24 protein-coding genes are annotated in these 26,305 nt (G+C 68.8%); 20 read left to right on the top strand and 4 right to left on the bottom strand.

Annotation, left to right across the window (positions count from 1 at the left end):
- Positions 1–16 precede the first annotated feature (16 nt).
- Genes murF through ABS64_RS07390 form a run of 5 tightly spaced genes read left to right on the top strand, consistent with a single transcriptional unit; the run spans position 17 to position 6,451 of the window.
- Positions 17–1,429 (top strand): UDP-N-acetylmuramoyl-tripeptide--D-alanyl-D-alanine ligase, encoded by a 1,413-nt coding sequence (gene murF / locus ABS64_RS07410; protein ID WP_292682317.1) that lies wholly within the window; start codon positions 17–19, stop codon positions 1,427–1,429.
- Positions 1,426–2,535: a phospho-N-acetylmuramoyl-pentapeptide-transferase gene (gene mraY / locus ABS64_RS07405; RefSeq protein ID WP_036315383.1), complete on the top strand. Its 1,110-nt coding sequence runs from the start codon at positions 1,426–1,428 to the stop codon at positions 2,533–2,535. Before murF ends, mraY begins: the two co-directional genes overlap by 4 nt.
- Positions 2,517–4,118, top strand: a complete 1,602-nt coding sequence (murD, locus tag ABS64_RS07400) for a UDP-N-acetylmuramoyl-L-alanine--D-glutamate ligase (protein ID WP_292682311.1) — start codon at positions 2,517–2,519, stop codon at positions 4,116–4,118. The genes mraY and murD overlap by 19 nt, the downstream gene beginning before the upstream one ends.
- Entirely contained in the window at positions 4,081–5,343 is a 1,263-nt protein-coding gene (ftsW, locus tag ABS64_RS07395; protein WP_292682308.1) for a putative lipid II flippase FtsW, read from the top strand. Before murD ends, ftsW begins: the two co-directional genes overlap by 38 nt.
- A 10-nt stretch (positions 5,344–5,353) precedes the next feature.
- Positions 5,354–6,451: a UDP-N-acetylglucosamine--N-acetylmuramyl-(pentapeptide) pyrophosphoryl-undecaprenol N-acetylglucosamine transferase gene (locus ABS64_RS07390; protein ID WP_292682305.1), complete on the top strand. Its 1,098-nt coding sequence runs from the start codon at positions 5,354–5,356 to the stop codon at positions 6,449–6,451.
- 88 nt (positions 6,452–6,539) lie between these two features.
- Here ABS64_RS07390 and ABS64_RS07385 read toward each other — a convergent pair whose 3' ends face one another.
- Both ABS64_RS07385 and ABS64_RS07380 read right to left on the bottom strand, forming a co-directional pair.
- Entirely contained in the window at positions 6,540–6,908 is a 369-nt protein-coding gene (locus ABS64_RS07385) for a GntR family transcriptional regulator (protein ID WP_016465360.1), read from the bottom strand.
- Positions 6,905–7,804: a hypothetical protein gene (locus ABS64_RS07380; protein ID WP_292682300.1), complete on the bottom strand. Its 900-nt coding sequence runs from the start codon at positions 7,802–7,804 to the stop codon at positions 6,905–6,907. The genes ABS64_RS07385 and ABS64_RS07380 overlap by 4 nt, the downstream gene beginning before the upstream one ends.
- A 123-nt stretch (positions 7,805–7,927) precedes the next feature.
- Here ABS64_RS07380 and murC point away from each other — a divergent pair, with 123 nt between their 5' ends.
- The 10 genes from murC to ABS64_RS07330 all read left to right on the top strand — a co-directional run bounded on the left by murC (position 7,928) and on the right by ABS64_RS07330 (position 17,133).
- Positions 7,928–9,334, top strand: coding sequence for a UDP-N-acetylmuramate--L-alanine ligase (gene murC / locus ABS64_RS07375; protein ID WP_292682298.1), 1,407 nt, complete (start codon positions 7,928–7,930; stop codon positions 9,332–9,334).
- Between the two features lie 3 nt (positions 9,335–9,337).
- On the top strand, positions 9,338–10,339 hold the full coding sequence (locus ABS64_RS07370) for an FtsQ-type POTRA domain-containing protein (protein ID WP_292682296.1): 1,002 nt from the start codon (positions 9,338–9,340) through the stop codon (positions 10,337–10,339).
- A 162-nt stretch (positions 10,340–10,501) separates the two neighbouring features.
- On the top strand, positions 10,502–11,647 hold the full coding sequence (gene ftsZ / locus ABS64_RS07365) for a cell division protein FtsZ (protein WP_292682294.1): 1,146 nt from the start codon (positions 10,502–10,504) through the stop codon (positions 11,645–11,647).
- On the top strand, positions 11,644–12,333 hold the full coding sequence (locus ABS64_RS07360) for a YggS family pyridoxal phosphate-dependent enzyme (RefSeq protein WP_292682291.1): 690 nt from the start codon (positions 11,644–11,646) through the stop codon (positions 12,331–12,333). Before ftsZ ends, ABS64_RS07360 begins: the two co-directional genes overlap by 4 nt.
- A gap of 32 nt (positions 12,334–12,365) precedes the next feature.
- Complete coding sequence (sepF, locus tag ABS64_RS07355) at positions 12,366–12,833, top strand: cell division protein SepF (RefSeq protein ID WP_036318274.1); 468 nt, start codon at positions 12,366–12,368, stop codon at positions 12,831–12,833.
- Positions 12,834–12,835: 2 nt separating this feature from the next.
- Positions 12,836–13,138, top strand: a complete 303-nt coding sequence (locus tag ABS64_RS07350; protein ID WP_061681675.1) for a YggT family protein — start codon at positions 12,836–12,838, stop codon at positions 13,136–13,138.
- A 108-nt stretch (positions 13,139–13,246) separates the two neighbouring features.
- Positions 13,247–13,834 (top strand): DivIVA domain-containing protein, encoded by a 588-nt coding sequence (locus ABS64_RS07345; RefSeq protein ID WP_061681673.1) that lies wholly within the window; start codon positions 13,247–13,249, stop codon positions 13,832–13,834.
- 5 nt (positions 13,835–13,839) lie between these two features.
- A complete protein-coding gene (locus ABS64_RS07340; RefSeq protein ID WP_061681671.1) occupies positions 13,840–14,469 on the top strand; it encodes a signal peptidase II in 630 nt (209 codons plus the stop codon).
- Positions 14,469–15,386, top strand: a complete 918-nt coding sequence (locus ABS64_RS07335) for an RluA family pseudouridine synthase (protein WP_292682283.1) — start codon at positions 14,469–14,471, stop codon at positions 15,384–15,386. Before ABS64_RS07340 ends, ABS64_RS07335 begins: the two co-directional genes overlap by 1 nt.
- Before the next feature lie 49 nt (positions 15,387–15,435).
- On the top strand, positions 15,436–17,133 hold the full coding sequence (locus ABS64_RS07330) for a long-chain-fatty-acid--CoA ligase (protein ID WP_292682281.1): 1,698 nt from the start codon (positions 15,436–15,438) through the stop codon (positions 17,131–17,133).
- Between the two features lie 4 nt (positions 17,134–17,137).
- On the opposite strand, the gene ABS64_RS07325 is transcribed toward ABS64_RS07330, so the two are convergent.
- Positions 17,138–17,611 (bottom strand): NUDIX domain-containing protein, encoded by a 474-nt coding sequence (locus tag ABS64_RS07325; protein WP_292682279.1) that lies wholly within the window; start codon positions 17,609–17,611, stop codon positions 17,138–17,140.
- 105 nt (positions 17,612–17,716) lie between these two features.
- On the opposite strand from ABS64_RS07325, the gene dnaE reads away from it, so the two are divergent.
- From dnaE to ABS64_RS07300, 5 genes are read left to right on the top strand one after another with little or no spacing between them, the layout of a single operon-like run.
- The gene (gene dnaE / locus ABS64_RS07320) at positions 17,717–21,235 is read left to right on the top strand and encodes a DNA polymerase III subunit alpha (RefSeq protein ID WP_292682278.1); all 3,519 of its coding nucleotides are present in this window, start codon (positions 17,717–17,719) and stop codon (positions 21,233–21,235) included.
- A 57-nt stretch (positions 21,236–21,292) separates the two neighbouring features.
- On the top strand, positions 21,293–22,384 hold the full coding sequence (locus tag ABS64_RS07315; protein WP_292682276.1) for a hypothetical protein: 1,092 nt from the start codon (positions 21,293–21,295) through the stop codon (positions 22,382–22,384).
- Positions 22,385–22,393: 9 nt separating this feature from the next.
- A complete protein-coding gene (hisD, locus tag ABS64_RS07310; RefSeq protein WP_112931651.1) occupies positions 22,394–23,710 on the top strand; it encodes a histidinol dehydrogenase in 1,317 nt (438 codons plus the stop codon).
- A gap of 3 nt (positions 23,711–23,713) precedes the next feature.
- On the top strand, positions 23,714–24,178 hold the full coding sequence (gene nrdR / locus ABS64_RS07305) for a transcriptional regulator NrdR (protein ID WP_036288013.1): 465 nt from the start codon (positions 23,714–23,716) through the stop codon (positions 24,176–24,178).
- Between the two features lie 52 nt (positions 24,179–24,230).
- Positions 24,231–25,265: a quinone-dependent dihydroorotate dehydrogenase gene (locus tag ABS64_RS07300; RefSeq protein WP_112931650.1), complete on the top strand. Its 1,035-nt coding sequence runs from the start codon at positions 24,231–24,233 to the stop codon at positions 25,263–25,265.
- On the opposite strand, the gene ABS64_RS07295 is transcribed toward ABS64_RS07300, so the two are convergent.
- Positions 25,228–26,304: a hypothetical protein gene (locus ABS64_RS07295; RefSeq protein ID WP_292682266.1), complete on the bottom strand. Its 1,077-nt coding sequence runs from the start codon at positions 26,302–26,304 to the stop codon at positions 25,228–25,230. The genes ABS64_RS07300 and ABS64_RS07295 overlap by 38 nt on opposite strands.
- Position 26,305: the final 1 nt, after the last annotated feature.

The following is a 26,305-nucleotide window of genomic DNA, read 5'->3' as shown; positions in this document are numbered from 1 at the left end:
GTGAGGAACAAAGCCTATGATCCGGATGACGCTCGCCGAGGTCGCCGCCGCTGTGGCGGGCACCCTGCACCTGGCCGCCGATGACACCCCCGACACGGTGGTCGACGGCAACGTCGACACCGACTCCCGCGAGATCCGCGTCGGTGACATCTTCGTGGCCAAGCCCGGAGAAGTCACCGACGGCCACAACTTCGTCGCCGGGGCCGTCGCCTCCGGAGCCGTCCTCGCGATCGTCGAGCGGCTCGTCGACGCGCCGGTCAGTCAGATCGTCGTCGCAGACGCCGTGGCTGCCCTGTCGCACCTGGCGCGCGCGGTCGTCGCCGCCGTGCGCGAGCACGGTCGGCTCAGGATCGTCGGCATCACGGGGTCGAACGGCAAGACCACGACGAAGAACATGCTCGCCCGCATCCTCGAGGGCGAGGGCGAGACCATCGCTCCGCGCGGCTCGTTCAACAACGAGGTCGGCGCACCGTTGACGATGCTCCGTGTCGGCGCGGACACCCGCTTCCTGGTCAGCGAGTTCGGCGCGTCGGGCCCCGGCGAGATCGCGAAGCTCGCCGGACTCGTCACGCCCGACGTCGGCGTCGTCCTGATGGTGGGCTTGGCCCACGCGGGAGGCTTCGGCGGAGTCGAGGCGACGCTGAAGGCGAAGACCGAGCTCGTCCAGGCGGTGCGCCCCGGTGGAGTCGCCGTCCTCAACCGCGATGACGCGCGTGTCGTCACGATGGCCGACGTCGCGGCATCCCGAGGTGTGGACGTGCGGTGGTTCGGGCGAGGATCCGCAGCGGAGGTGCGCGCGGAGGACGTCGAGGTCACCGCCGCGGGCACGACCTGCACCGTCGTGACCCCTGAGGGACGATGGCCGTTGCGACTGCGCGTACTCGGCGAGCACCACGTCATGAACGCGCTGGCCGCGCTGGCCGCGGCGCGCGAGCTCGGGGTCGCCCCCGACGCGGCGATCGCGCGATTGGAGACGCTCGAGATCGCCGAGCGCTGGCGGATGCAGCCGATGGGCTCGGACCGGGTCCGCATCATCAACGACGCGTACAACGCGAGTCCCGACTCGATGGCCGCGGCTCTGCGCACGCTCGCGCAGATCGCCGGCCCGGGCGAGCGCAAGGTCGCCGTGCTGGGCGCGATGAATGAGCTCGGTGACCTCGCCGGCGAAGAGCACGACCGTGTCGGTCTGCTCGCGGTGCGCCTGCGCATCGAGCGCATCGTCGTGGTCGGACGCGACGCCCGCCGTCTGTACCTCGCCGCCATCGGCGAGGGCTCGTGGGACGGCGAAGCGGTCTTCTTCGAGACGGTGGACGAGGCGTTCGACTATCTTCGCGGTGAGCTCCGCGACGGCGACCGGGTGCTTGTGAAGTCGTCCAACTCCGCGGGCCTGCGGCACCTCGGCGATCGTCTGGGAGAATCGTTCTCGTGAGATCACTGCTGGCGGCTGCGACGATCTCGCTCGCGTTCACCCTCTTTCTCACGCCGCTGTTCATCCGGCTATTCGAGAAGCTCGGCTGGGGTCAGGTCATCCGCACCCCCGAGAACGCGCACAACCCCAGCCATCAGACGAAGCGCGGAACACCCACGATGGGCGGGATCGTCTTCATCGTGGGCTCGATCGTCGGCTACGTCGTCGGCACGCTGACCGGAGGAGCGCCGCCGTCGATCTCGGGCCTGCTCGTGATCTGGATGATGGTCGGATTCGGCATCGTCGGTTTCATCGACGACTTCATGAAGGTGCGCCAGCAGCGCAGCCTCGGTCTGTCGGGGTGGCGCAAGATCGTCGGCCAGGTGCTCGTCGCGGTGCCCTTCGGCATCATGGCGCTGAACTTCCCCGACGCACGGGGGGAGACGCCGGCGTCCCCGTACGTCTCCTTCTTCCGCGACATCCCCATGCTGTCGTTCTTCGCCCTGGGGGCGGTCGTCGGCTGGATCGTGTATCTGATCTGGATCACGTTCATCTCTGTCGCGTGGTCGAATTCGACCAATCTCACCGACGGACTCGACGGCCTCGCGACCGGATCCGGCATCTTCACCGTTTCCGCGCTGAGTCTCGTGACCTTCTGGCAGTTCCAGCAGCGCTGTGCGAGTGAGGCGCTCGTGAACGCCTACGTCGGCGGATGCTATGCCACGCCCGACCCGATGGACCTCACGATCATCGCGGCATCCTTCGTGGGTGCCCTCGTGGGCTTCCTCTGGTGGAACGCGCCCAAGGCGAAGATCTTCATGGGAGACGTCGGTTCGATGGCCATCGGAGGCGTGATCGCCGCAATGGCGATCCTCGCGCGCGCCGAGCTGCTCTCCGTCATCATCGCCGGCGTCTTCATCATCGGGCCGGGGTCGGTGATCCTGCAGCGCATCTACTTCAAGGCGACCGGCGGCAAGCGTCTCTTCTTGATGAGCCCGTTCCACCACCACCTCGAGATGCGCGGCTGGCCCGAGATCACGATCGTCGTGCGCATGTGGATCATCGCCGGCATGCTCGCGGTGACCGGCGTCGCCCTGTTCTACGTCGAATGGCTGTCGGCGCTGTGACGGGCACCCGCGACCTCGACGCCCTGCGCAGCTGGAATGCGCCCTGGCGCGGACTGCGCGTCGCCGTCCTCGGTCTGTCGATGACCGGGTTCTCCGTCGCCGACACCCTCGCGGAGCTCGGCGCGGAGGTCCTCGTGCTCAGCGAGTCGGCGAGCGAGGAGTACGCACGGCTGCTGCCCGTGATCGGAGCGCGCCTGCACGTGGGTGCGCTGAGTTCCGTTCCGGCCGAGCTCGTCGACTTCGACCCCGAAGTGGTCGTCGCCTCGCCCGGCTTCGCGCCCCACCATCCGGTCATCGCCTGGACACGCGAGCGGGGCACGGCCCTGTGGGGAGACATCGAGCTCGCCTGGCGCGTTCGCGACAAGGTTCTGCGCCCGGACGGCACGTCCGCGGATTGGGTGCTGATCACCGGTACCAACGGCAAGACGACGACGACCCAGCTCACCGCGACGATGCTCGTCGCCGGCGGACTGCGTGCCGCGCCGTGCGGCAACATCGGCGTGCCGATCCTGGACGCCGTGCGTGACCCGAGCGGGTTCGACGTGCTCGTCGTCGAGGTCTCCAGTCATCAGCTGTGGTACCTCTCACTGCAGGAGGGATCGGAGCCGGTGTCGCCTTTCGCGAGCGTGTGCCTGAACCTCGCCGATGACCACCTGCAGTGGCACGGCTCATTCGCCGCGTACCGCGATGCGAAGGCGGTCGTGTACCAGCACACGCGCGTCGCCTGTGTCTACAACAAGTCCGACGTCGCGACCCGCATCATGGTCGAAGAAGCCGATGTCGTCGACGGGTGTCGCGCGATCGGCTTCGATCTCGGGGTTCCAGGTCCGAGCGATCTCGGCATCGTCGACGGGATCGTCGTCGACCGCGCCTTCCTGGAGGATCGACGCACCAGCGCGCTGGAGATCACCACGCTCGACGAGCTCGCCGCTCAGGGTCTGATCGCTCCACACATCGTCGCGAACATCCTCGCCGCGTCCGCGCTGGCCCGCGCGCTGGATGTGCCGCCCGCGCGCATCGCGGAGGCCCTGCGCAGCTTCCGGCTCGATGCCCACCGCATCGAGGTCGTCGCCACCGCAGGCGGCATCACGTGGATCGACGACTCCAAGGCGACCAACCCGCACGCGGCCGCGTCATCGCTGGCGGCGTTCCCAGGAGCGGTCTGGGTCGTCGGCGGTGATATGAAGGGCGTGGACATCGGCGATCTCGTCGCCGCACGTGGTCCGAGTGTCAAGGCGGTCATCGTCATCGGCGTCGAACGTGCGCCGATCACGGAGGCGTTCGCGCGACACGCGCCGGCCATTCCCGTCATCGAAGTCGACCACGCTCAGACTGAAGACGTCATGGCAGACGTGGTCGCTGCGGCGGCACGGATCGCCCGTGACGGTGACGTGGTTCTCCTCGCCCCCGCCGCGGCATCCTTCGATCAATTCGACTCGTACGCCGACCGCGGTCGCCGCTTCGCGATGGCCGTGCGGGAATGGACCTCCTCGTCCGCCCCGCAGACACCGAACGAGACCGGCGCGACAGACGGAGGGGGAGCCGATGACCACGACGACCCCGCCGACCCGTCCCGCCGCTGACGGGCCCGACGACGCCGCGACGTCGGGCTTCGCCGCACGCGTCTCCCTGGGACGCGTGTTCGCGCCGGTGTCCAGCGAGTTCCTGCTCGTCGCCTCGACCGCTCTGCTGCTGACGGGGTTCGGACTGATGATGGTCCTGTCCGCGACGATGGCCTCGGCCATGGCCGCCGGTCAGAGCCCGTTCGAGGTCGTCATGAAGCAGGCGATCTTCGCCGTCATCGGCATCCCGCTCATGTTCATCGCGAGCAGGCTGCCCGTCACGTTCTGGAAGCGGATCGCCTGGCCCGCTCTGATCGCGGCCACCTGCTTCCAGATGCTCGTGTTCGTCCCGGGCCTCGGCGTGGCCAACGACGGCAACCAGAACTGGATCCAGATCGGCGGCATTCAGGCGCAGCCCTCCGAGTTCCTCAAGCTCGCCCTCGCGCTCTGGCTCGGCTACGTGCTGTTTCGCAAGCAGACGCTGCTGGGGTCCTGGGCCCACGTGTTCATCCCGGTCGTTCCCGTCGGCGGTCTCGTCATCGGACTGGTCGCGGTCGGCAGCGAGGACCTGGGCACGGGAATGATCCTCATGGCGATCCTGCTGGGCTGCCTGTTCTTCTCCGGTGTGAAGCTGCGCATCTTCATCATCCCGCTGATCGTCGTGGTGGTCTCCGCCGTGTTCTTCGCGGTGACCAACTCGAACCGCATGGCGCGCATCATGAGCAGCTTCGTCAACTTCGACTCGATGGACTGCTACAACGCGGCTGTCGGTGACTGTTATCAGGCGGTGCACGGAGTGTGGGCCCTCGCCAACGGGGGGCTCTTCGGACTCGGGCTCGGAAACTCGCGCGAGAAGTACGGCTGGCTGCCGGCCCGGTCGAACGACTACATCTTCGCGATCCTCGGTGAGGAGCTCGGACTCGTCGGCTGCGCCGTGGTGCTCCTGCTGTTCACGGTGTTCGCGATCGCCGCCTTCCAGATCATCCGTAAGACCCGCGACCCCTTCATCCGCATCGTCACGGGCGGCATCATCGTCTGGATCGTCGGGCAGGCTCTCGTCAACATCGGTGTCGTCCTGCGTCTGCTGCCGGTGCTGGGGGTGCCGCTGCCGTTCATGTCACAGGGCGGTACCTCGCTGCTGTCGGTCCTGTTCGCCTGCGGTGTGCTGCTGTCCTTCGCGCGGACGATCCCTGTCGCTCCCGCCTCGACCGCAATCGCCGCTGAGCCGCTGCCCCGCCGCCGGTAGGCTCTCTCGGGTGACGACGCCGGCTTCCTCGACGACCTATCTCCTCGCCGGCGGCGGCACCGCCGGGCACGTGAATCCGCTGCTCGCCGTCGCCGACGGGTTGCGGGCGAGGGATGCCGCGGCATCCGTGCTCGTCCTCGGCACGCGCGAAGGGCTCGAAGCCCGTCTCGTGCCCGAACGCGGATACGAGCTGCTGATCGTCGACAAGGTCCCCTTTCCGCGTCGGCCGAACCTCGCCGCGCTCCGGTTCCCGCTGGCGTGGCATCGCGCCGTCGGGCAGGTGCGGCGGCACATCCGCGATCATCACGTCGATGTGGTCGCCGGGTTCGGCGGCTACGCGTCGGCTCCCGCGTACGTGGCCGCCCGCCGCGAGGGGGTGCCGTATGTCGTGCACGAGGCGAACGCGCGCCCTGGACTGGCGAACATCTTGGGCGCCCGCCGCGCGGCGGGCGTGGGAGCGGCGTTCCCCGACACCCCGCTGCGCCGCGCCCAGACGGTCGGTATGCCGTTGCGCGCGGAGATCGTCGAGCTCGATCGCACGACGATGCGCGACGAGGCGGCGCGCTTCTTCGGCCTCGACCCGGCCCGTCCCGTGCTCCTCGTGTTCGGCGGATCATTGGGCGCGCGCCGGCTCAACGAGACGTTCGCCGCGGCATGGCCCGCGGTCATCGACGCCGGCTGGCAGCTGCTGCACGCCGCGGGGGACCGCGACCCGATCGTCGACCCGGGACACCCCGACTACCGGATCGTTCCCTACCTCGACCGGATGGACCTCGCGCTGGCGCTGGCGGATCTCGTGGTCTCGCGCTCGGGCGCGGCCACCGTGAGCGAGGTGTCGGCTCTCGGCATCCCCGCGGTCTACGTGCCGTACGCCGTCGGCAACGGAGAACAGGCGCTCAACGCGCGCGGAGCCGTGGCCGCCGGCGCCGCACAGCTGATCGAGGATGCCGCGTTCAGCCCCGACCGTGTGCGTGAGCAGATCGTGCCGCTGCTGCGCGACGACACGGCGCTGTCGGCGATGCGTGCCGCGGCGCAGGCGCGAACCGCCGCCGCGCGTGCCGGCACGGCATCCGTGATCGCGATGCTGGATCGCGCGCTCGCGGGCTGAGCGGGCCCGGCGGGGCCGACGATCGGCTTCGTCCGTCCTGTTCGGTCGCTGCGCGTGCCTCGCTGCGACAAGCGGGGACGGATGAGGCTCAGGGAGCGGTGGGCGCGCTGCGCAACGCGGCCTGAACGAGCGCGAGGGCCTGCTCGGGATCGATGCGCAGCGTGCGAACCTGGTCGACGAAGCTCGCGGCAGCGCGCTGCGCTTCCCGGAGGGCTGCGTCACCCTGTGGGGCGACGAAGGTGCCGTTGCGCCCGCGTGTCTCGATGATGCCGGCAGCCTCGAGTTCGCGGTAGGCGCGCGCGACGGTGCCGGGAGCAAGCCCCAGATCCTCGGCCAGCCGACGCACGGTCGGCAGACGGGTGCCGGCGGACAGTGCGCCGCTCGACACGTCGTCGATCAGCTGGCGCCGCAGCTGCTCGAACGGGGGCACCGCGGATGCCGGGTCGATGACGATCATGCGAGGGAGCTTCCTGCGGGCACTGACTGAAGACGCGGGCGCGGACGCAGACGAGCGGGCAGCCCAGGGCTCGTCGTGGGGAAGACGAGCTGAAGGGCGAGCAGAGACCACACGATGATCTGTGACGCGAGGAAGCGGTCTCCGGTGATCGCCGTGACCACGAGCGCGGCGCTGATCACGCCGGGGGCCGCGCAGGCAATGCGGACACTGTGCAGGGTCGAGATTCGGAACAGATCGTCCCAGGCGAGCTCGATGGGGGTAGACGCCGGCTGCGCGCGTTCGAGCAGCATTCGCTCGAACCGGTGCACGAGGGGCACGCCGCTCACACCGAGCAGGCCGATGACGAGAGCCGCCACGGCGAGGCCGGGGGTGAACGAGGGCGAGGGATGCAGGAGAAGCCACGAGGCCCCGATCGCTGCGCAGAGGGACAGGATCGCGGTCGCCAGCCAGAGCGCCCGGCGCGTCACCCCGAGGTAATCCGCGGAGGTGAGTGCCCGCGTTCGCGCGACGCGACGCGAGAGCGGGTCCGGAGCGAAGAGGTGCGCGCGAACGCCGACGGCCGCGCTGACCAGGGCGGAGACGGTCAGCATGATCGGCAACAGGAACGTGATCGGGAAGTCGGGGTCCTTGCCGACCGGTGACAGCAGTCCCAGCGCCCCGAGTGCGACGCCGACTGCGGCACCGGTGGCAGCCGTGATCGCATCCTGGCGCAGGCGTGCGACGATCCGATCGGCGATCGGCGACTCCTGCAATGGCAGGTCGGCGTTCTCCGACCATCTGAGCGCTCGGCGTTCGCTGCGTGAGGGCAGGAGGGCCCACGCGAGGAAGCAGCCCGCGAGCACCCCACTGAGGGCGACGAGAACGATGTTCGTCGTCAGCGCGGTCTGCGGATCCATGACGCTTTTGTATCACCATTCGTATCAACGTGTCCAGACAAGGTGGTGGTCGCGCTCAAGCCCGTTCGTGCGCCGCGCGCCGCAGCATCCGCTCAGGCGGCCTCGACCTAGACTTGACGAGCCATGATTCGACCCGACCTGAGCCTGCCCATCCCCGAGGACATCACCGCCGCCCACTTCATCGGGATCGGTGGATCGGGCATGTCGGGACTCGCCGGCATGTTCCTCGATCGCGGCATCCGGGTCTCCGGCTCCGACCGCGCCGACAGCACCGCCCTCCGGGCTCTCGCGGCACGGGGCGCCACCGTGCATGTCGGGCACGACGCGGCGAACCTTCCCGACGATGTCGACGCCGTGATCCATACGGGCGCCATCTGGCCGGAGAACCCGGAGTTCCTCCTCGCGAAGGAGCGCGGCCTGCACGTCATCCATCGCTCCCAGGCGCTGTACTGGCTGATCGGAGGGCGCCGACTCGTGAGCGTCGCCGGTGCGCACGGTAAGACGACGTCCACCGGCATGCTCGTGACGGCTCTGCGTGCACTCGGCACGGCGCCGACGTTCGTGAACGGGGGAGTCATCGCCGATCTCGGCGTCTCCAGCGGCACGGGCGGCGACGAGCTGTTCGTCATCGAAGCCGATGAGTCCGACGGCACATTCCTGCTGTACGACACGTCTGTCGCGCTGATCACCAACGTCGATCCGGACCACCTCGACCACTGGGAGTCGCGCGACGCCTTCTACGACGGCTTCGTTCGCTTCGGCGACGCGGCACGAGAGGCCGTCGTCATCTCCGCCGACGACTCCGGCGCTCGCCGGGTCGCGCAGACGCTTCGCCATGAGCGGGTCGTGACGTTCGGGGAGGATGCCGCCGCCGATGTCCGTCTGAGCGATGTCGTGACCGAAGGCCCTGTCTCCTTCGCGATCACGCACGACGGCGAGACGGTGACCGGGCGGCTCGCCGTACCGGGGGCCCACAATGCGGTCAACGCGGCGGGCGCCGTGGCGGTGCTGCTCACGCTCGGATACGCGCTCGAGCCCGCCCTGCGTGCCGTGGAGGGGTTCGGCGGCACGGTGCGACGCTTCGAGCTCCACGGCGTCCAGCGCGGCGTGAGCGTCTACGACGACTACGCGCACCACCCGACCGAGGTGGCCGCCGCGCTGGCTGCGGCGCGCACTGTCGTCGGTGACGGTCGCCTCATCGCCATCCAGCAGCCCCACACGTACTCGCGCACACAGGAGATGTACCGCGAGTTCGCCGATGTGCTCGAATCCTATGCTGACCACACCGTCATGCTCGACGTCTACGGTGCGCGCGAGGACCCGGTGCCGGGCGTCACGGGGGAGCTCGTGAGCGGAGCCTTCCGCGATCCCTCCAAGGTGCACTACGTGGCCGACTGGCAGGAGGCGGCCGAGTACACCGCAACCGTCGCGCGGGAGGGCGATTACGTCATCACCCTCGGGTGTGGCAACGTCTACCAGATCATCCCGCAGGTGCTCGAGGCGCTGTCGACGCCGACGGCGGAGGCATAGTCCATGCGTCGGCCGACGCCGCTCCCGGCGCCGGATCAGGGTTCGCCCGATCGCGACCCGACGCCGGATCGCGGCGTCGAGACGCCCGTGCGTCAGGTCGGTCCGCCCCGTCGGGCGGACGCTCCTGTCGAGGAGAACGCCGCGGACCGCGGCGATCATCCCACCGCCCCGCTGACGCCTCTCTGGGTGTCGTCGCCGCCCCGAATCGATGAGCCGGCGGATATCCCGGTCGGTGAGGAGGAAGTGCCTGTCGGCGTGCGCGAAGTGTGGGCGGCCGCACGGGCGAGGCGCCGCGCGTTGCGCGCCGAGGTGCGGCGGTTCACCGCGCGTCAGCGTCGGCGGCGAATGACGTGGATCGTCGCGGGCTCCGCGCTCCTTCTGCTCGTTCTGGGCACGCTCGGCGTCGCCTACAGCCCGCTCTTCGCGGTGCAGCAGATCACCGTCGTCGGCACCTCCACGCTGGATTCCGCGTCCGTCGAGACCGCGCTGGACGGGCAGCTGGGCACTCCGCTGCCGCTGGTCGACTCGTCCGCCGTCAAAGCCGCTCTTGTCAAGTTCCCGCTTGTGGAGTCGTACTCGCTGGAGGCCCGCCCGCCCCACGAGCTCGTGGTGCGCATCGTGGAGCGCACTCCGATCGGGTCCATTCAGACTCCCGCCGGCTTCACTCTGGTGGATGCCGCGGGTGTCGCCCTGTCGACCGCGCCTCAGCCGGCCGCAGGGCATCCCGTGCTCACCGTGACCGGCGGGCTGTCCTCACCCGCCTTCAGCGCCGTCGGAACGGTCTTCCGAGCACTCCCGGACGATATCCGCGCTCAGGTGACCGCGATCGCGGCGACGTCTCCCAACGACGTCACCCTCACCCTCGGCTCCGGCGGAACCACGGTGGTCTGGGGCAACGCCGATGCCTCGCCGCTGAAGGCGAAGAATCTCGCCGCGATCATGACGGCGCGCCCCGGGGCGCGCAGCTACGACGTGTCGTCGCCGAGCACGATCGTCGTTCGGTAGCACTCGACACGGCTTTTCTGCGCGACACGCCCCCAGCCTCTCGGTCGGCAGGAGGGCTGCCGCATACCTTCAATCAAGGAATTGCATACTGAGCAATTCTTTAAACCTCAACTAGAGGTTCAAGGTTTAGCAGTCAGGGTTCGGGACACAATGGAGGCCGGCATGAGCCAGAACCAGAACTACCTCGCGGTGATCAAAGTCGTGGGTGTGGGTGGCGGCGGCGTGAACGCCGTCAATCGGATGATCGAGCTCGGACTGCGGGGTGTCGAGTTCATCGCGGTGAACACCGACGCCCAGGCTCTGCTGATGAGCGACGCCGACGTCAAGCTGGACGTGGGCCGCGAGCTGACGCGCGGACTCGGCGCCGGCGCCGATCCCGAGGTGGGGCGCCGGGCTGCCGAGGATCACGCGGAGGAGATCGAGGAGGCCCTTGCGGGCGCCGACATGGTCTTCGTCACCGCGGGAGAAGGCGGTGGCACGGGTACCGGAGGCGCCCCCGTCGTCGCGCGCATCGCGAAGTCGATCGGCGCGCTGACCATCGGTGTCGTCACCAAGCCGTTCAGCTTCGAGGGACGCCGTCGGCAGAGTCAGGCCGAGGCGGGTGTCGCGAAGCTCAAGGAAGAGGTCGACACTCTCATCGTCGTGCCCAACGACCGACTGCTCGAGATCAGCGACCGCGGCATTTCGATGATCGAGGCCTTCGCCACCGCCGACCAGGTTCTGCTCGCGGGTGTGCAGGGCATCACCGATCTGATCACCACGCCGGGTCTGATCAACCTTGACTTCGCCGACGTCAAGAGCGTCATGCAGGGCGCCGGCTCCGCCCTCATGGGCATCGGCTCGGCCCGCGGCGCGGACCGCGCTATCAAGGCCGCCGAGCTCGCGGTCGAGTCCCCGCTGCTGGAAGCGTCCATCGAAGGCGCGCACGGCGTCCTGCTGTCGATCCAGGGTGGATCCAACCTGGGCATCTTCGAGATCAATGACGCCGCGCAGCTCGTCAAGGAGGCTGCGCACCCCGAAGCCAACATCATCTTCGGCACCGTCATCGACGACACGCTGGGCGATGAGGTGCGGGTCACGGTGATCGCCGCGGGCTTCGACGGTGGCGAGCCGCAGGCGCGCATCGAGCCCATCACCGCGGCGCGCCCGGCGGCGCCCCTGGTGCCGGCCGTGCCTGCCGAAGAGGCCGCACGAGAGGGTGCGGCGGTCGAGGACAGGCAGGCTGTCACCGTGTCGGCCCCCGCGGCGGAGTCCTACGACTCGGTGTACGGCGACGACGACCTGGACATTCCCGACTTCCTGAAGTGACCGCACTGGCCGAACGACTCGCCGCCCTGGACGCCCGCATCGCGGATGCGGCCAGGGCGGTCGGCCGCGACCCCGGTGAGCTGACGCGCATCGTCGTCACCAAGTTCCACCCCGCGCGGCTGATCGACGATCTCGCCGCGCTCGGCGTGCACGACGTGGGCGAGAGTCGGCAGCAGGAGTTGAGCGCCAAGCGGGCCGAGACCGCCGACAGAGTCCACGACGTGCGATGGCACTTCATCGGACAGCTGCAGAGCAAGAAGGCGAAGGCGGTGCGCGCGGCATCCGACTGCGTGCACTCCGTCGACCGCGATCGCGTCGCCGACGCCCTGCATGCCGCCGATCCCGAGGGCACTCCGCTCGACGTCTTCCTCCAGGTGAATCTCACGGACGACCCCGCGCGCGGGGGAGCGGCGCCCGACGACGTCGAGGCCCTGGCGACGCACATCGCTGCACGGTGCGCGTCGCTGCGACTTCGTGGTGTCATGGCCGTCGCCCCGCTCGCGCAGGCGCCTGCGGAGGCGTTCGAGCGCCTCGCCGCGGCCGCGGCGACGGTGCGACGGGTCGTTCCGGATGCCACGTGGATGTCGGCGGGCATGTCCGGCGATTTCGCCGAAGCGATCGCCGCCGGCGCGACACACCTGCGGATCGGCACCGCAATCACGGGACCGCGCCCTGACCGCGGCTAGCCTCAGAACAGACGAGCAAACGGAGGAATGCGATGTCGAACCCGCTCAAGAAGACCATGGTGTACCTGGGCCTCGCCGATGAGGAAGAGGTCTACGAAGAGCCCGCTGCCGAGACGCCTGCACGCCGTGAGCGCTCGAGCGAGCGCCCGATCGAGAAGGCGGCCCCTGTGACCCCGCTCCACCGTCCCACCGTCGTGCGTCAGCCGACCGCGGGCACCGTCAGCGAGATCCTCACGGTGCACCCCAAGCAGTACCGCGACGCGCAGATCATCGCGGAGAACTTCCGCGACGGCATCCCGGTCATCATCAACCTCTCGCAGATGAGCGACGCCGATGCCCGGCGTCTCATCGACTTCGCGAGCGGCCTGTCGTTGGGGCTGTACGGTCGCATCGAGCGCGTGACGAGCAAGGTCTTCCTCCTCTCGCCCGAGAACGTCGCGATCTCCGGTGACGGCACGGTGGCTCAGGCCGACCCCGAGTCCGCGCCCTTCAGCCAGTAGTCGTGGAGTTCGTGCGCCTGGCGGCATTCGTCGTCGACGTCCTTCTCCTGCTCTACATCCTCGTGCTGCTGGCGAGACTCGTTCTCGAGTACATCCCGATGTTCAATCGTCAGTGGCGTCCGCGGGGATTCGGCCTCGTCTTCGCCGAGGCCGTCTTCACCCTCACCGATCCGCCGCTGCGCTTCTTCCGCCGGCTGATTCCCCCGTTGCGGATCGGCCCTATCGCCCTCGACCTCGGTTTTCCGGTGACGATGTTGGCCTGCTTCGTGCTGCTGACGATCGTCCGCGTCATCGAGCGTCTCTAGCCCCCCGTCGCACGCCCCACCACCGCCGACTACACTTGGTCAGTACGGCTCGCCGGTGGCGGGCCGACCGAATCGGCCCGCGTCGTGAGCCCCGAAAGAGGAAACACCATGGCTTTGACCCCGGAAGACGTCGTCACGAAGCAGTTCCAGCACGTGCGATTCAAGGAGGGTTTCGACCCGGATGAGGTCGACGACTTCCTCGACGAGATCGTCGTCGAGTGGCGCAAGACGATCGCCGAGAACGAAGAGCTGAAGGCCAAGCTCGCTGCGTACGAGTCCGGTGAGTCTGCTCGCGCCGAGGTCGTCGAGGAGTCGGCTCCCGCCGTCGTCGAGTCCGTTCCCGCTCCCGCGGTCGAGGCTCCCGCAGCCGGCGGCGTGGCCGCTTCTGCCGGCATCATCGAACTGGCCCAGCGCCTGCACGACGAGCACGTCGCCGAAGGCCAGGCCCAGCGCGACAAGCTCATCTCCGAGGCACAGGCCAAGGCCGCCTCGATCCTCGCCGAGGCCGAGGCCAAGGGCCGCGACGAGATGGCACGCCTCGAAAGCGAGCGCGTGACGCTCGAAGGCCGCATCAGCGAGCTGCGTCAGTTCGAGCGTGACTACCGCTCGCAGCTGCGCGGGTTCATCGAGGAGAAGCTGCGCGACCTCGACGTCGCCGGCGCCACCTCGGGCGCGTCCTCCGTCTCGGCTTCCTGAGCCCGGTGACGGACCACGCCACAGAGCGCAGTGCTCCGCGTCGGAGCCTGAACAGGGCAGCGGCCGGTGCCATCGTCGCGATTCTCGCGGCGCTGGTGCTGGCCGCTGACCAGTTCGCCAAGTATCTGGCCCTCACCACTCTTCCGTTCCAGCAGCCCGTGCCGGTCTGGGGCGACGCACTCCAGTTCTATCTGACACGCAACCCCGGCGCCGCCTTCTCCCTCCTCGAAGGTCAGACGTGGATCTTCACGATCGTCATGACGGTCGCCGCCGTCGTCATCGTCTCCCTGACGGTGACGCGGGTGCGTGCGCGCGTGTGGGCGATCGTGCTGGGTCTGCTCCTCGGCGGAATCCTCGGGAACCTCAGCGACCGGCTCTTCCGCGACCCCGGCTTCCTGGTCGGCCACGTCGTCGACTTCATCAACACGCCCTGGATGTGGCTGGGCATGAATCCGGCGATCTACAACGTCGCCGACATGTTCATCGTGACGATGATGATCGGCGTCGCGCTGTTGGTACTGATCGGCGTTCGCCTCGACGGCAGTCGCGAGCGCCGCGCAGCCGACGAGTCCGCCGCGATGGAGCCCGCCGCCCCCGGCGAAGACGACACCACGACCGCCCCGCGTGAGGCCTGATGCCGTCTCGCGTCCTGCCCGTGCCCGACGGCCTCGACGGCGCCCGTGTGGATGCCGCGCTGGCCAAGATGCTGGGGTTCTCCCGCTCCTTCGCCGCTGAGGTCGCCGAGGCCGGCGGGGTGCGGATGGACGGCCGCGCGCTGGGCAAATCCGACCGCCTGCGTGCAGCGGGCTGGCTCGAGGTGGAGTGGGAGGAGCGGCGCGAACCGGAGATCGTCCCGGTCGCCGTTCCGGACCTCGCGATCGTCTACGACGACGACGACATCGTGGTCGTCGACAAGCCCGCGGGCGTCGCCGCGCACCCGTCGCTCGGGTGGGAAGGCCCGACGGTGCTCGGCGCGCTGGCGGCCGCCGGCTTCCGCATCGCCACCACGGGAGCAGCCGAGCGCCAGGGCGTCGTCCATCGACTGGATGTCGGTACCAGCGGCCTCATGGTCGTCGCAAAAGCGGAGCGTGCGTACACCGCACTCAAGCGGGCGTTCAAGGAGCGCGAGGTCGAGAAGATCTACCACGCGGTCGTGCAGGGGCATCCCGATCCGTTGGCCGGAACGATCGATGCTCCCATCGGACGCCACCCTTCGCATTCGTGGAAGTTCGCCGTCACGCCTGATGGCAAGGACTCGGTCACCCACTACGAAACGCTCGAGGCGTTCCCCTCGGCATCCCTCCTCGAGATCCATCTGGAGACCGGACGCACCCACCAGATCCGCGTCCACATGGCCGCCCATCGTCACCCGTGCGTGGGCGACCCGCTGTACGGTGCCGATCCGACCCTGTCGGCACGTCTGGGGCTGACCCGGCAATGGTTGCACGCGCACGAACTCTCGTTCGCGCACCCGACCACGACCGCGTGGGTCACGTTCAGGAGCGATTATCCGGTCGATCTCGCACACGCGCTCGACGTCCTCCGGGGCTGAGCTTCGACTCATGCCGGCGGACGTACGTAAGGGCGCCTAGCCTGGAGGGATGTCGCTGTCCGACCGTCCTTGGCTCTCCTCCTACGCGCCGGGGGTGCCCGCCGAGATCGAACCGGTCGCGCAGACCCTCGTCGACATGCTCGACGACTCCGTCCGACGCTATCCTCGTCGCCCCGCGTTGGAGTTCTTCGGAGCGGTCACCACGTATCGCGAACTCGGAGACCGGGTCGCCAGGGCAGCCGAGGGCTTGAGACGCATGGGCGTCGCGCCCGGCGACCGCGTCGCGCTGATCCTCCCGAACTGCCCGCAGCATGTCGTCGCCTTCTACGCCGTGCTGCGGCTCGGTGCGATCGTCGTCGAGCACAATCCGAGATACACAGCACCGGAGCTTCGACATCAGTTCGAGGTGCATCACGCCCGGGTGGCGATCGTGTGGGATGCCGTCGCCGACACGATCGCGGAGTTTCCCTCCGACATCCGTCCCCGCCACGTCATCGCGGTGCGAATGACCGACGCGATGCCGGCCCGCATGCGGGCCGCGCTGCGCCTTCCGCTCGCGAAGGCGCGTGCCTCGCGGGCGGCGCTGACGACGGCCCCGCGCGCGAAGGGCGTGCTCACCTGGACACGGGTGGCGTCGCATCGGCCGGTGCGCCGGCGCACTCCGCGTCCGCAGCTGGACGACCTCGCCGCGCTGCAGCTGACGAGCGGCACCACGGGGGTCCCGAAAGCCGCCATGCTCACGCACCGCAACCTCCGCTCGAACGCGGCCCAATCGGCGGCCTGGGTGCCGGATCTGGTGCCGGGGCGCGAGGTCTTCTACGCCGTGCTCCCGCTCTTCCACGCGTACGGTCTGACGCTGTGCCTGACCACGGCGCTCTCGCTCGGAGCGCGCATCGTGCTGTTTCCCACGTTCGACGTCACCCTCACCCTCGACGCGATGCGTCGCACGCCACCGACCTTCCTCGCCGCTGTGCCGCCCATCTACGACGCCTTGGCGCGCGCCGCCGTGCGCGCCGGCATCGACCTCTCGAGCCTGCGCAATGCGATCTCCGGCGCCATGGCGCTGCCGCCGTCGACCGTGCTGCGGTGGGAGGAGGCGACCCACGGCATCATCGTGGAGGGCTACGGCATGACCGAGTCGTCGCCGATCAGCGTCGGCAACCCGATGGGGCCGCTGCGCAGGCCGGGCACGGTCGGCGTGCCATTTCCCAGCACCGAGATCCGCGTCGTGGACCCCGCGGATCCCACCCGTGACGTCGACGACGGCGCCGAGGGCGAGCTTCTCGTGCGCGGACCGCAGGTCTTCCAGGGGTACTGGAAACGACCGGAAGAGACGGCCAGCACCCTGCTGGCGGGCGGTTGGCTGCGCACCGGCGACATCGTGACGGTGGATGCCGAGGGCTTCGTGACCGTCGTGGATCGTCTCAAGGAGCTGATCATCAGCGGCGGGTTCAACATCAGCCCGAGCGAGGTCGAGAACGCGCTGCTGCTGCATCCCGACGTCGCAGACGCGGCGGTCGTCGGCATCCCGCGCTCGGACGGGTCGGAGACGGTGACAGCGGCCGTGGTGATGCGCGAAGGGACGGTGTTCGACGCCGAAGAGCTGCGCTCGTTCGCACGCGTCCACCTGGCGGCGTACAAGGTTCCGCGCTCGGTCGTCCAGGTGCCGGCGCTGCCGCGCTCTCTGGTCGGCAAGGTCATCCGCCGTCAGGTGCGCGCGGACATCCTCGCCGCCCGCGGGCGCTGACGCGTCAGCGCCCGCCGGAGAACGAAGCCGGATCGTCCTCGGCGACGGCCAACGCGATCTTGCGGACGTGGGCCGGATCCACCTCGGTCAGTTCGCCGAGTCCGTACCAGCCCACCTCGGTCAGTTCGCCGTCGGCGGGGAACGGATCGCCCGACACCCAGTCGCAGCGGAAGACGAGGTCGAGGTAGTCGACCTGGTCGCCGTTGGCGTAGGTCGTGCGGGGCAGCTGGTGGACCAGAGCGAGACGCACGGCGCGCACGCCGATACCCGCCTCTTCTCGGCATTCGCGCACGGCCGCGTCGGCGGGCTCCTCGCCGGGATCGACGATGCCCGACACGCACTGCCAGGCCCCGTTGTCCGCCCGCTTGCCGAGGAGCACCTTCTCGTCCTTGAACACCACGGCTGTCACGCCCACCAGCGGCAGCGGCGCCGTGCCGATCTTCTCGCGCAGCGACAGGACGAACTCGGGAGTGGCCATGGCCTCAGCCTAAGCGCCTCACCTTCAGGTTGAGCGTGAGGCGAGCTCGGCGCGGGCGCCGGGGCGTCCGCCCGAGGATGTCGGAGGCCTTCGTAGACTCGATGTGTGGCAACCGACTCCTTCGTTCATCTGCACGTGCACAGCGAGTACTCGATGCTCGACGGAGCGGCCAAGATCGGGGCCATGACGCAGGCCGCGGCCGAGTATGGGATGCCGGCGATCGCTGTCACCGATCACGGCAACACCTTCGCGGCGTTCGAGTTCTACAACGCGGCCAAGGCGGCCGGCGTGAAGCCCATCATCGGGCTGGAAGCGTACGTGACGCCGGGCACGCACCGCAGCGACAAGTCGAGAGTGGCGTGGGGATCGCCCGATCAGAAGAGCGATGACGTCTCGGGATCGGGCGCGTACACCCACATGACGATGTGGAGCCAGAGTACGGAGGGGATGCACAACCTCTTCCGGCTGAGCTCGCTGTCGAGCATGGAGGGCTACTACTTCAAGCCGCGCATGGATCGGGAGTTGCTGCAGACCTACGGCAAAGGACTCATCGCGACGACCGGCTGCCCGTCGGGAGAGGTGCAGACGCGTCTGCGCTTGGGGCAGTACGACGCCGCTCGTGCGGCCGCGGCGGAGTTCCAGGACCTCTTCGGCAAGGAGAACTACTTCGCCGAGATCATGGACCACGGCCTGTCGATCGAGCGCCGCGTGATGACCGACCTGATCCGCCTCGCGAAGGACCTCGACATCCCGCTCGTCGCGACCAACGACTCGCATTACACGCACCAGCACGAGGCCGACGCTCACGAGGCCCTCCTGTGCGTGCAGTCCGGGTCCACGCTCGACGATCCCAACCGGTTCAAGTTTGACGGCGACGGCTATTACATCAAGACCGCCACCGAGATGCGCCAGCTCTTCCGCGATCACCCCGAGGCCTGCGACAACACGCTGCTCATCGCGGAGCGGTGCGAGGTGGAGTTCAACACCTCGGCGAACTACATGCCGCGTTTTCCGGTGCCGCACGGGGAGACCGAGGACAGCTGGCTGATCAAAGAGGTCGAGGCGGGACTGCACTACCGATATCCGGACGGCATCCCCGACAAGGTCCGCACGCAGGCCGAGTACGAGACCGGCATCATCCTGCAGATGGGCTTCCCGGGGTACTTCCTCGTCGTCGCCGATTTCATCAACTGGGCGAAGGACAACGGCATCCGTGTCGGGCCCGGTCGTGGATCGGGAGCGGGCTCCATGGTGGCGTACGCCATGCGCATCACCGACCTCGACCCGCTCGAGCACGGGCTGATCTTCGAGCGCTTCCTCAACCCCGACCGTGTGTCCATGCCCGACTTCGACGTCGACTTCGACGATCGTCGCCGCGGCGAGGTGATCGACTACGTCACCGCCAAGTACGGCTCCGAACGCGTCGCCCAGATCGTCACCTACGGCACGATCAAATCGAAGCAGGCGCTCAAGGATGCCGGTCGCGTGCTCGGCTTCCCGTTCAGCATGGGGGAGCGGCTGACCAAGGCGATGCCGCCCGCCGTCATGGGCAAGGACATGCCGCTGTCCGGCATGTTCGACACCGCTCATCCGCGCTTCAAGGAAGCGAGCGAGTTCCGCTCGCTCATCGACACCGATCCCGACGCGAAGACCGTCTTCGACCGCGCGCTGGGCCTGGAAGGCCTGAAGCGGCAGTGGGGTGTGCATGCTGCCGGCGTGATCATGTCCAGCGAGCCGCTGCTGGACATCATCCCGATCATGCGCCGCGAGCAGGACGGCCAGATCGTCACCCAGTTCGACTATCCGTCGTGTGAGGCGCTCGGCCTCATCAAGATGGACTTCCTCGGGCTTCGCAACCTCACGATCATCTCGGACGCGCTCGACAACATCCGGATGAACCGCGGGGAGGAACTCGACCTGGAGCACCTGACGCTCGACGATCGCGCGGCGTACGACCTGCTCACGCGAGGAGACACCCTCGGTGTCTTCCAGCTCGACGGTGGTCCCATGCGTGCCCTGCTGCGGTTGATGAAACCGGACAACTTCGAGGACATCTCCGCCGTCATCGCCCTCTACCGTCCCGGCCCGATGGGCGCGAACTCGCACACCAACTACGCGCTGCGCAAGAACGGTCAGCAGCCGATCACTCCCATCCATCCCGAGCTCGAAGAGCCGCTGCGCGACATCCTCGACACCACCTACGGCCTGATCATCTATCAGGAGCAGGTCATGGCGATCGCGCAGAAGGTCGCCGGGTTCTCCCTCGGACAGGCCGACATCCTGCGTCGCGCGATGGGGAAGAAGAAGAAGTCCGAACTCGACAAGCAGTACGAGGGCTTCTCCGGAGGCATGAAGGAACGCGGTTATGGCGAAGGTGCCGTTCAGGCGCTCTGGGACATCCTGCTGCCCTTCTCCGACTACGCCTTCAACAAGGCCCACTCCGCCGCCTACGGTCTGGTCTCCTACTGGACGGCGTACCTGAAGGCCCACTATCCCGCCGAGTACATGGCGGCGCTGCTCACGAGCGTCGGAGACTCCAAGGACAAGATGGCCGTGTACCTCAACGAGTGTCGGCGAATGGGTATCCGGGTGCTCCCGCCCGATGTCAGCGAGTCGATCCGCTACTTCGCGGCCGTGGGCGAAGATATCCGCTTCGGGCTGGGCGCCGTCCGCAACGTCGGAGCGAACGTCGTCGACGGCATCGTCGAGGCCCGCGGCGACGAGGGATTCTCCAGCTTCCACCACTTCCTCGACACGGTGCCGATGCACGTCGCCAACAAGCGCACCGTCGAGTCGCTCATCAAGGCCGGCGCGTTCGACTCGATGGGCGACACACGGCGGGCTCTCCTCGAGGTGCACGAAGACGCGGTCGAGGCGGCGGTGGACCGCAAGCGCAACGAGGCTCAAGGCGCGATCGGCTTCGACTTCGACTCGCTCTACGACGCGGCAGAGGAAGCGGTGCCTCCGAAGGTGCCGCCCCGACCGGAGTGGACCAAGAAGGACAAGCTCGCCTTCGAGCGGGAGATGCTCGGGCTGTACGTGTCCGACCATCCGCTCGCCGGGCTCGAGATCCCGCTGGCCAAGCACGCGTCCACGTCCATCCACGATCTTCTGGCCTCGGACGATGTCCACGACGGCGATATCGTCACGGTGGCGGGCCTCGTGACGAGCGTCCAGCACCGCGTCGCGAAGCAGAGCGGCAACCCCTACGGCATGATCACGGTCGAGGACTTCGACGGCGAAGTGACCGTGATGTTCATGGGCAAGACCTATACCGAGTTCCAGTCCATGATCATCGCCGACAGCATCCTGGTGGTACGCGGTCGTGTCTCCCGACGCGATGATGGGCTGAACCTGCACGGCCAGTCGGCGTTCTCGCCCGACCTCGGCTCCGTCGACGCCACGGGTTCCCTCGTGCTCCTCATGCCCGAGCACCGCGCGACGGAGACGACGGTGACGCAACTGGCTCAGGTGTTCTCACGGCACCCCGGCGACACCGAGGTTACCCTCAAGCTGCACAAGAGCGGTGTCGCGAAGGTGTTCGAGGTGCCGGCCCAGGTGCGTGTCACCGTCGACCTGTACGGAGAGCTGAAGGGGCTTCTCGGACCGCAGTGTCTGGGGTGAGCCTGGGATCGGCCGAGTAGGATCCCAATCGAGTTCTGTTCCGGAAGGATGCGTGACGTGACCGACGAGAAGCCCACCCCCCAGACCGCCGGTGAAAGCACACCGGACGAGTACGACGCCCCCGCGATCGCGGAGTCCGCAGGCGCTGAGGCGCGTGCCGACGATGAGACCCCGGTCTCGCACGCCGCCGCCAGCCCCGAGTCCGATGAGCCTGCCGCGACCCCCACGCCGGACGTTTCGACCGTCACCTTCGCCGAGGCGTTCGAGGCGATGACCGACGGGCCGGACGGCGTAGACGAGGCTGCTCCTGCGCAGTACGGGGTGGGGCCGTTCTCGATCCGTGAGGTGTCTCTCGGTGCGGTCTGGCTCGTCGCGTTCGTCGTCTCCTTCTTCCCGATCTACAGCTACGGCAACGGCGGGTGGGGAAAGTCGGTGTGGACGGGTATCGACTGGCTGCTCACGATCGGCGTGCCGACCGTCGCGGTGTTCCTCATCGGCCTGCGCCGGCTGTCGCCCCAGGGCATCCGCCGAGTCGGCTCGCTCGGCATCGATCAGTTCGCCTCGGTCGCCTTCTCGGTCTCGTCGATCATCTGGCTCGGCATCCTCTGGAGCTCGTTCGTCTCGGTGGGCGGAGGAAGCGTCTTCCTCGCGACCTGGGTCGTCTGGGCGGAGTTCATCCTCATGCTGGCCGGCGTCGTGCTCACCGTCTTCGCGCCGCTTCTGCCGACCATCGGCGAGGACTTCCAGCATCGCTCGCAGGTGCCCGCCCACCGGTATGCGAGCCCCGCTCGCCCTGTCGTAGCCCGTCCTGCGACGCAGCGGGCGCCGTACGCGGGCCCCGTCGCGACGCCGCTGACCGACGCCCACGCTGACGGGGCCCAGAGCGATGGCGCCGCACCCGTCGCGGAGCCGACGTCGGAGACCACCGTCTTGGACGAGACGGTGCTCGCCCCCAGCCCGTCGCAGGCCTTCTGGGCCCTCGTTCCCGTCGAGCGTGACGTCGTCGATGAACACGGCACACCGCTGTTTCGCATCGGACCCACCGCCTGGGCGTTGGTCATCGAGGACCGTGGTGATCGCTTCGTCGTCCGTCACGAAGACGGCCGCATCGGCTACCTCACGGACGTCTCCGGCGTCACACGCGGGTAGCCTGGAACGATGCTCCGCACCATTGATGTGCGCGGTCGCGAGTTGACGACCGCGCAGTGGATTGCTGCTGTGCCCCGTGCTCAAGCCGCCCGCGCCGAAGCCCTTCAGGCGGCCTTCGAGATCGTCGACGACGTGCGCCTGCGCGGAGAAGCGGCGCTGCGGGAGCAGGCGGCGCGCTTCGATCGCGTCGAGGATCACGCCATTCGCGTGCCCGCCGCGCACCTCGACGACGCGCTCGAGCGTCTCGACCCGGGGGTACGGCGAGCGATCGAGGAGATGATCCGCCGCGTGCGGCTGGCCTCTGCCGCCCAGGTTCCCGCTGCGGCGATGACCGAGATCGTCCCCGGCGGCCGCGTCGAACAGCGCTGGCAGCCCGTTCGGCGCGCGGGTGTCTACGTGCCCGGCGGCAAGGCGGTGTATCCGTCGAGCGTCGTCATGAACGTCGTTCCCGCTCAGGTCGCTGGCGTCGGCGAGGTCGCGCTCGCGTCGCCGCCCCAAGCCGATGCGGGCGGCAGGGTGCATCCCGACATCCTCGCCGCCGCGCGACTTCTCGGCGTGACGGAGGTCTACGCGATGGGCGGGGCCGGCGCGGTCGGCGCCTACGCGTACGGCGTGGACAGCATCGGCCTGGAGCCCGTCGACGTCGTCACCGGCCCTGGCAACAACTTCGTCGCAGCGGCCAAGCGCGCCGTCGGCGGGCTCGTCGGAACGGATTCCGAAGCCGGCGCGACGGAGATCCTGATCGTCGCCGATGAGCACGCCGATGCTGCACTGGTCGCCGTCGATCTCATCAGTCAGGCCGAGCACGACGAGCAGGCATCGGCGGTGCTCGTCACCTGGTCGCAGGAGTTGGCGGATCGCGTGCGTGCTGAGGTCGTGGAGCGGGTCTCACGCACCCGCAACGCGGCCCGCGCGACCGAAGCGCTCAACGGTCCGCAGTCGGCGGTCGTCCTTGTCGACGATCTCGCGGCAGCCACGGCCTTCAGCAACGCGTACGCACCGGAGCACCTCGAACTGCACCTGCGCGACCCTCGTCCGGAGGACTTCGTCAATGCCGGTGCGGTGTTCGTCGGTGCGTACTCGCCCGTGAGTCTCGGGGACTACCTGGCCGGTAGCAACCACGTGCTCCCGACGGGCGGGCAGCCGCGGTACGCGGCGGGCCTGTCGGCGGCGACGTTTCTGCGTCCGCAGCAGGTCATCGTGTACGACCGCGAAGCGCTGCGGGCGGCCCACGACGACATCGTCGCGCTGGCGGTCGCCGAGGCGCTGCCGGCGCACGGCGAAGCGGTCACTGCGCGGTTCGCGGACCTTTCGGCGGGGGAGTGACGCGTGCATTGCCCGTTCTGCCGTCACGCCGATTCGCGCGTGATCGATTCCCGTACCAGCGATGACGGTCTCAGCATCCGCCGTCGCCGCCAATGCCCGCAGTGCGGAGGCCGGTTCACGACCGTCGAGACCGCCAGTCTCAACGTCATCAAGCGCTCCGGCGTCATCGAGCCGTTCAGTCGCGAGAAGGTGATGTCCGGCGTTCGCAAAGCCTGCCAGGGGCGCCCGGTGACCGAAGGCGATCTGGCGATGCTCGCTCAAGCGGTGGAGGAGGCGGTGCGCCAGACCGGCGCGTCGCAGATCGACACGAACGAGATCGGTCTGACCATCCTCGGCCCGCTGCGCGACCTCGACGAGGTGGCCTATCTGCGCTTCGCCAGCGTGTACCAGGCTTTCGACTCGCTGGAGGACTTCGAGGCCTCGATCGCGCAGCTGCGCGCCGACCACGCGGCGGAGGCGACGGAGTAGTCACGGCCGTCGCGCGCGGGACGACCCTGGGCGCGCCCTAGGCTGAGATCCGATGTACGCCTTCATCTTCCGCACCGTCTTCGCGCACATGGACCCCGAGCGGGCCCACCACCTCGTCATCCCCGTCATCCGTGCATTCGGCATCTGGCCGCTGCGTCCGATCGTGCGGGCGCTGACGGCGCCGGACCCGTCCCTGCGCACGCGCGCCCTCGGGATTGACTTCGACTCGCCGTTCGGTGTCGCCGCCGGCTTCGACAAGAACGCCGTGATGAGTGAGGGCCTGTTCGCGCTCGGCTTCGGTCATGTCGAAGTGGGCACCGTGACGGCGGTGCCGCAGGAGGGAAACCCGCGTCCACGCCTCTTCCGCCTCATCGCCGACAGAGGCCTGATCAACCGCATGGGCTTCAACAACGCGGGCGCCTCGGCGGCTGCCCGCAGGCTCAGCCGATCGCGCCGTCGAGCCCGCCGCGCCGTGCTCGGTGCGAACATCGGCAAGAGTCGCATCGTCGATGTCGAGCACGCCACGGCCGACTACGTCACCAGCACGAAGCTGGTCGCTCCGGTGGCGGACTACCTCGTCGTCAACGTCTCCTCGCCCAACACTCCCGGGCTGCGCGGACTGCAGGCCGTAGAGACGTTGCGCCCCCTCCTGGAGGCGGTTCGAGATGCCGCAGGCGCCACCCCCCTGCTCGTGAAGATCGCCCCTGACCTCCCGGACGACGAGGTCGAGGCGGTGGCGCGCCTGGCGGTCGACCTCGGCCTGGCCGGGCTCGTCGCGACCAATACGACGATCTCACGCGAAGGCCTCACGGCGGACGCCTCCGCGGTTGCGGCGATGGGGGCGGGCGGCCTCTCCGGTGCCCCGCTGCGCGGTCGGGCGCTGGAGGTGTTGAAGATCGTGCGCGCGGTCGTGCCTGAGGGGTTCTGCGTCATCTCCGCCGGAGGCGTGGAAGACGCCGACGACGTGCAGCAGCGGCTGGATGCCGGGGCCACTCTCGTGCAGGGATACACCGGCTTCATCTACCGCGGGCCCCTCTGGGCGCGTCAGATCAACCGAGGGCTGGTGGCGGCGCGCCGGACCCGCTGACCGTGTTCGTTGGCGCGCTCCGCGTGTAGCGCAGAGTGCCGCGCCGCTCGTGGGCACGCAGTCCAGCCTCCTCGAGTACCCGTCGCATCCGGTGCATGAGCGGCGGCAGCTGCGAAGCTTTACCGTTTTGCTGGCGCACCATGCCCACGAGGAATGTCTCGCTGCGGGTCGCGGTGTGCACCTCGAAGCGCGCAGTATCGCCTTGCGAGCGCCAGATCACGCTCTGGATCATCGGGTACGGCACGGTCCACCGGTCTTCGGTATCCACGACGAGCGCCCCGGTGTGCCACCGAAGCGTCACGGGGAGGCGCCGACTGTTGACGACTCCCCAGATCGCCGCGTACACCGGCATCCCGACGAAGAGGCCCACAGCGACGACGATCATGAGCGGGGGCAGGCGGAGGAGCCAGCGTTCGGTGACGATCACGACCACCGCGCTGAGCGCGCCGACGACGACCACCGCTCCGACGGCGAGAGCCGTCAGCGCCGCTGTCGTGAAGCGCGCGGCGTTCACCGTGACTTCGGGGCGACGATCCGCCTCGCTCCACGTGGGCTCCGCCAGGGCCGCCGCGCGTCGCTCGGCGGCGCGGTCGAACCGTCCGGAGATTCGACCGAGGAGGGTGATCAGCACCCATCCACCGGCCGGTGGAATGCCGAGCGCGACGACGGAAAGTGAGCGAGGCCACGGTTCCGGCAGCGATCCGAGGGTCCGGATGAGGGGAGTGGTCGATGCCAGCAGCGCGATGGCCCCGAGGGCGAGTGCGACGTGCCCTGCCCACTGCCACGGCTCTGGCCAGGCGCTCAGCACATTGACGAGGGCGAAACCGACTGCCCAGCCGCCGATGAGAACGCAGAGGTAGGCCGGGAATCCGCCGTCGCTCGTCGGAGTGACGAGCTGTGCGCCCGCGGCGCAGAGCACGACGCCCACGAGTGCGGGCACGATGACGAACCAGACTCGCCACTGGTGCGCGGCGCGAGGAGTGGACTGCTCCGTCGGCCTCCGACTCGTCGTCGCGCCGTCGGTAGGCGAGTCCGGCATC

It is taken from the genome of Microbacterium sp. SCN 69-37, assembly GCF_001724435.1.
GTDB lineage: Bacteria > Actinomycetota > Actinomycetes > Actinomycetales > Microbacteriaceae > Microbacterium > Microbacterium laevaniformans.
The sequence above is the reverse complement of the archived record's forward strand: the minus strand, read 5'-3'. Positions and strand labels throughout refer to the sequence as shown.